This is a genomic window from Frankia tisae (assembly GCF_025403405.1).
Classification (GTDB): domain Bacteria; phylum Actinomycetota; class Actinomycetes; order Frankiales; family Frankiaceae; genus Frankia; species Frankia tisai.
This window is the reverse complement of record NZ_JANEZT010000488.1, coordinates 1-4,062: the sequence shown is the minus strand read 5'-3', so window position 1 is coordinate 4,062 and position 4,062 is coordinate 1. Positions and strand designations below refer to the sequence as shown.

The window sequence follows — 4,062 nt, the reverse complement described above, 5'->3', positions numbered from 1 at the left end:
GTGCGCAGCAGGGCGGCGCCTTCGGCGTCGAGTTCCCCGCTGATCAGGGTGGTGCCGGTCGGGGTGTCGGTGAAGGTGAGGCGGCGGATGTCGGCGGGGTCCCGGCTTGGCTGCTCCCTGCCGTCCCTGCCGCTGGTGCTGGTGCGGGGTTTGCCGTGTTCGCCGGTGTGGCTGTCGGCGTGGGGGTCGTCGCCGCCGGGGGAGGTGTCGACGGTGGTGAGGGTTTCGCGCAGGCGGGCGGCGATTTTGACGAGGTGCAGGCTGTCGAACTGGCCGGCGAAGCGCAGCAGTGCCTGTTCCGCGGCGGTGCGCTGCTCGGGAGTGACCCCGGTGGGCAGGGTGCGCATGGCGTCGCAGATGACGACGGCCTGCTCAACGATGATCGTCCCCTCGGCGAGGGCCGCTCCGGTGGCGGTGCAGGCGGTGGTGCTGTCGCGGGCGAGGGTGACCTGCCGGCGGGCTTCCCGGGTCGTCCACCGCAGCCGGTCTCGCAGCCAGCCTGCGAGGTCCGTCGCACCGTGGCGGACCGCGAACCCACGATCCTGGGCTTCGACGAACAGAGCGCCTCGTACGGCGGCGACCCGGCCGGTCAGCCGGCACATCCCCTCGAGGAGCTCTTCCAGCTCGCCGTCGGAGAGCTGCCATGCCTGCGCGGCCAGCAGCCCGTCGACCTGCCGGGAGATCGTGGCGAGGCGGGCCGGCGGGTCAGGGCCGTCCCCGAGGTCGTCGTCGAAAACCATGGGTCAACGGTAGAACAACACGCTCCGGATGTCGAACATGCGTTCGTAAGCTGTGAGCGGAGACGACACGGGAACCATGGCGGTGGGACCCCGCGGGATAGGCGGACGTGCCCGGGGCGTGCTTGGGGCGTGCCCGGGGCGTGGCCATCCGTCGTGTGGCCGTAGGAGTGGCCGGCGTTCAGGTCGCCGCCGGGCGACGGTCAGGTGCCGGATCGGGTCGCGCGGACCTGGAGGCGGACGTAGTCGACGACGGGTTCGGGGAGGCGGGCGGCGACCGCGTCGATGAAGTCCGCGCGCTCGCCCTCGGAGAGACGGTCGAGGTGCGCGCCCAGCACCACCGTCCCCAGACAGGTCCGGAACTGCTCGACCTGCTCGAACCGGGCGGGATCTGGCGTCAGCGCCACCTCGACGTCGGTGAACCCGGCGTCGAGCAGGCGGCGGGTCGTGTCCTCGACGCCGGCGAAGTTCCACACCCGTGGCGCATTCGGCAGCACCTCGTCGATGGCACGGACGATGCTCGCGACGTTGCCCTGGCCGCCGCATTCGAAGGCGAGCTGGGCCCCCGGCCGCATGACCGCGGCCAGATTCCTGAAGGCCCGGTCGTGATCGGGCAGCCAGTGGAAGGCGGCGACGCTGACAACGGCGTCGACCCGGGAGCGGACGGGCAGCGGTTCCAACAGATCGGCCTGGATCACCTCGACACGGTCGAGACGGTCGGCGAGGCGGACCCGTAGCTGGCCGAGCATGGCGGCGGAGCCGTCCAGGGCGATCACGTGCCCATCGGGCAGCAGGTCGAGCAGGGCGCTGGTGTCGCGCCCGGTGCCGCAACCGGCGTCGAGAACCGTCTCGGCGCCGGTCAGGGTGAGCCGGCCGAGCGTTCTCCTGCCCCAGAACAGGTGGGGGAGAGGCAGCGAATCGTAGGTGCGGGCGTCCCACTCGCGAGGCATGACCCAACGGTAGCCAGAACACCACGATAGGTGGGCCGCCGCGGTGTCGGTCGCGCCATCGTGACCCCCGCGCCATCGTGACCCCCGCCGCGCCCGGCGCCGATGGATGCACCGGGCGGCGGCGGGGCCATGGCCGGGGTCAGAACACCGGGGTCCCGCGTTCGCGGGTGATGGTGGTGAGGGTGGCGGGCTTGCCGGAGGGGCCCGCCGTCGTCACCCGGTACAGGGAGACGGTGCGGCCGCGGTGGACGAGCTCGGCGGTGGCGGTGACCTCGGCGGCGAGGGCGGCCGGGCGCAGGTAGTTCAGCCGGATCGCCGTCGTGCGCTCCGGCACGGCCGGGTCGGCGAGCGCCTCGGTGGCGAGCTCGGCGGCGCAGAACAGGATGCCGCCGTGCACCGTGCCGCCGCCGTTCTCGAACGCCGGGTTGGCGGGCAGGAGGAACCGGCCGACGTCGCCGTCGCGCACGGGGCCGGCGATGGCCCCGCCCCGGCCGTCGCCCGAGCTCCCGGCATCGGCCCGGCCCAGGGCTTCCAGCAGCGAGTGGTGCGCGGCCGGCGGCAGCATCTGCGGTTCGCCGTCGAGGTACCCCGCCGCCGTGCCCGGGATGCTGACGAAGCGGCAGCGGCCGATACCGACGGCGACCAGCCGGCCGGCGTCGTCGCGGACCTCGCAGCGGGCCGTCCCGCCGGCGGGATCCCGCCCGAGCAGCTCGGCGCTGGCCGTCAGCAGCTCGCCGGACCACGGCGGCGGGCCGATGACGTCGAGGGAGAGCTCGGCGGTGACCGAGTGGGAGTTCTCCGGTCGGGAGTCGTAGACCTCCATCCCGATCGCGGAGTCCACCAGGACGCCGAGCGAGCCGATCGTCGCGACACCGTCGGGCCCGTCGAGCCACGGGCCGAGCTGCATCGTGACGCGCACGCCGCGCCCGCCGCGCCCGTCGCGGATCACCTGGCTCAGCCGGAAGCGGCTTTCGGCGTACTCCCGCGCCGGCGGGGCCGCCCCGTCCGGCGCGAGCTGCGCGGGTTCGGCGCGGGCCGCCGGGACGAGGCCGCCCGTCGAGGCGCCGGTGCCCGTCGAGGCGCCAGCGGTCGGGGAGGTTCCGGTCTCGGTCATGCCCGCGTCACCGGAGCAGCTCGCGGGAAATGATCATCTTCTGGACCTCGGAGGCGCCCTCGCCGAGACGCTTGACCCGCAGGTCGCGGAACCAGCGCTCCAGCGGCATCTCCTTGGACAGGCCCAGCGCGCCGAACATCTGCACGCAGCGGTCCAGGACCCGGTAGGCGGCCTCGGTGCCGTACATCTTGCACACCGAGGCGTCGACCCGCACGTCCTTGCCGAGGTCGGCGTTCCAGGCCGCCTGGTACATCAGCAGCCGGGCGGCGCGCAGCTCCACCTCGCTGTCGGCGATCATCCACTGGATGCCCTGCTTGTCGGCCAGCCGGGAGCCGAAGACCTCGCGCTGCTTGACCCAGTCGATCGCCATCCCCAGCGCCTGCTGGGCGATGCCGATCGGGCCGGCGGCGTAGGCGATGCGCCCGGAGACCAGGAACTGCGAGGCCAGCCGGAAGCCCTGCCCCTCCTCGCCGATCCGGTTCTCGACCGGGATCCGGACGTTGTCGAAGTGCAGCTCGTACGGCGCGTAGGAGGTCATCACGTCGATCGGGAACTTGGTCAGCCCCTCGACGTCGTTGGGCAGGATGAAGCAGGTGATCCCGTCGCGCCGGCCCGGCTCGCCGGTGCGGGCGTAGAGCACGCCCCAGGCCGCGGAACCGGCGTGGGTCGTCCACATCTTGGTGCCGTTGATGACGTAGTGGTCGCCGTCGCGCTCGGCGCGGCAGCGGATCGCCCGCGCCGGGTCGGAGCCGCCGGACGGCTCGCTGATCGCGGTGAACGCCCGGCCCGCCGTGCCCTCGATGATGGGGCGGGCGTACGTCTCGAACTGCTCCTTGGTCGCGGAGAACATCACCGTCGGCGGGTTGCCGCCGAACGCCCCGCAGGCCGGGAAGAACGCGCCCATCCGGCACTTCGCCGCCTCTTCGGCGATGACGACCTGGCCGAGCACGCTCAGCCCCGCGCCGCCGAACTCCGCCGGCGTCTGCAGCGCCCACAGGTCCGCCGCGCGCGCCTTGGCCTGCAACGGCTTCAGCAGCTCGGGCGGCAGGCCGGCCGCGTCGTGGGGGAGGGTGTCCTCCAGGGGCCGGACCTCGGTCTCCATGAAGCGTCGCACCGTGTCGACGAGCATCCGGAACTCGTCCGGAAGCTCCCAGGCGCCGGTGGGGAACGTGTCGGAGCCGCTGGGCGGCGCTGCCGCTACGGACACGGCGCCTCCTTCGTTGTCTGGTCGAGATCGAGATCGAGGTCGAGATCGGAAGCG

The 4,062-nt window shown here is 73.1% G+C and carries 4 protein-coding genes; all 4 read right to left on the bottom strand.

Annotated features, from left to right (window positions below; translation table 11 throughout):
* Nucleotides 1-740 (bottom strand): DUF222 domain-containing protein (locus tag NBZ85_RS28565; protein WP_261563054.1); only part of this gene is annotated, 740 nt, incomplete at its 3' end.
* Between the two features lie 200 nt (nucleotides 741-940).
* Complete coding sequence (locus NBZ85_RS28560) at nucleotides 941-1,687, bottom strand: class I SAM-dependent methyltransferase (RefSeq protein ID WP_261560309.1); 747 nt, start codon at nucleotides 1,685-1,687, stop codon at nucleotides 941-943.
* Between the two features lie 139 nt (nucleotides 1,688-1,826).
* The gene (locus NBZ85_RS28555) at nucleotides 1,827-2,801 is read right to left on the bottom strand and encodes a PaaI family thioesterase (protein ID WP_261560310.1); all 975 of its coding nucleotides are present in this window, start codon (nucleotides 2,799-2,801) and stop codon (nucleotides 1,827-1,829) included.
* Nucleotides 2,802-2,808: 7 nt separating this feature from the next.
* Entirely contained in the window at nucleotides 2,809-4,008 is a 1,200-nt protein-coding gene (locus NBZ85_RS28550) for an acyl-CoA dehydrogenase family protein (RefSeq protein WP_261560311.1), read from the bottom strand.
* Between the last annotated feature and the right edge of the window lie 54 nt (nucleotides 4,009-4,062).

Bases quoted from the DNA above. Each gene is read 5' to 3' on its own strand.
- NBZ85_RS28560 (WP_261560309.1), bottom strand. From the start codon at position 1,687: ATGCCTCGCGAGTGGGACGCCCGCACCTACGATTCGCTGCCTCTCCCC.
- NBZ85_RS28555 (WP_261560310.1), bottom strand. From the start codon at position 2,801: ATGACCGAGACCGGAACCTCCCCGACCGCTGGCGCCTCGACGGGCACC.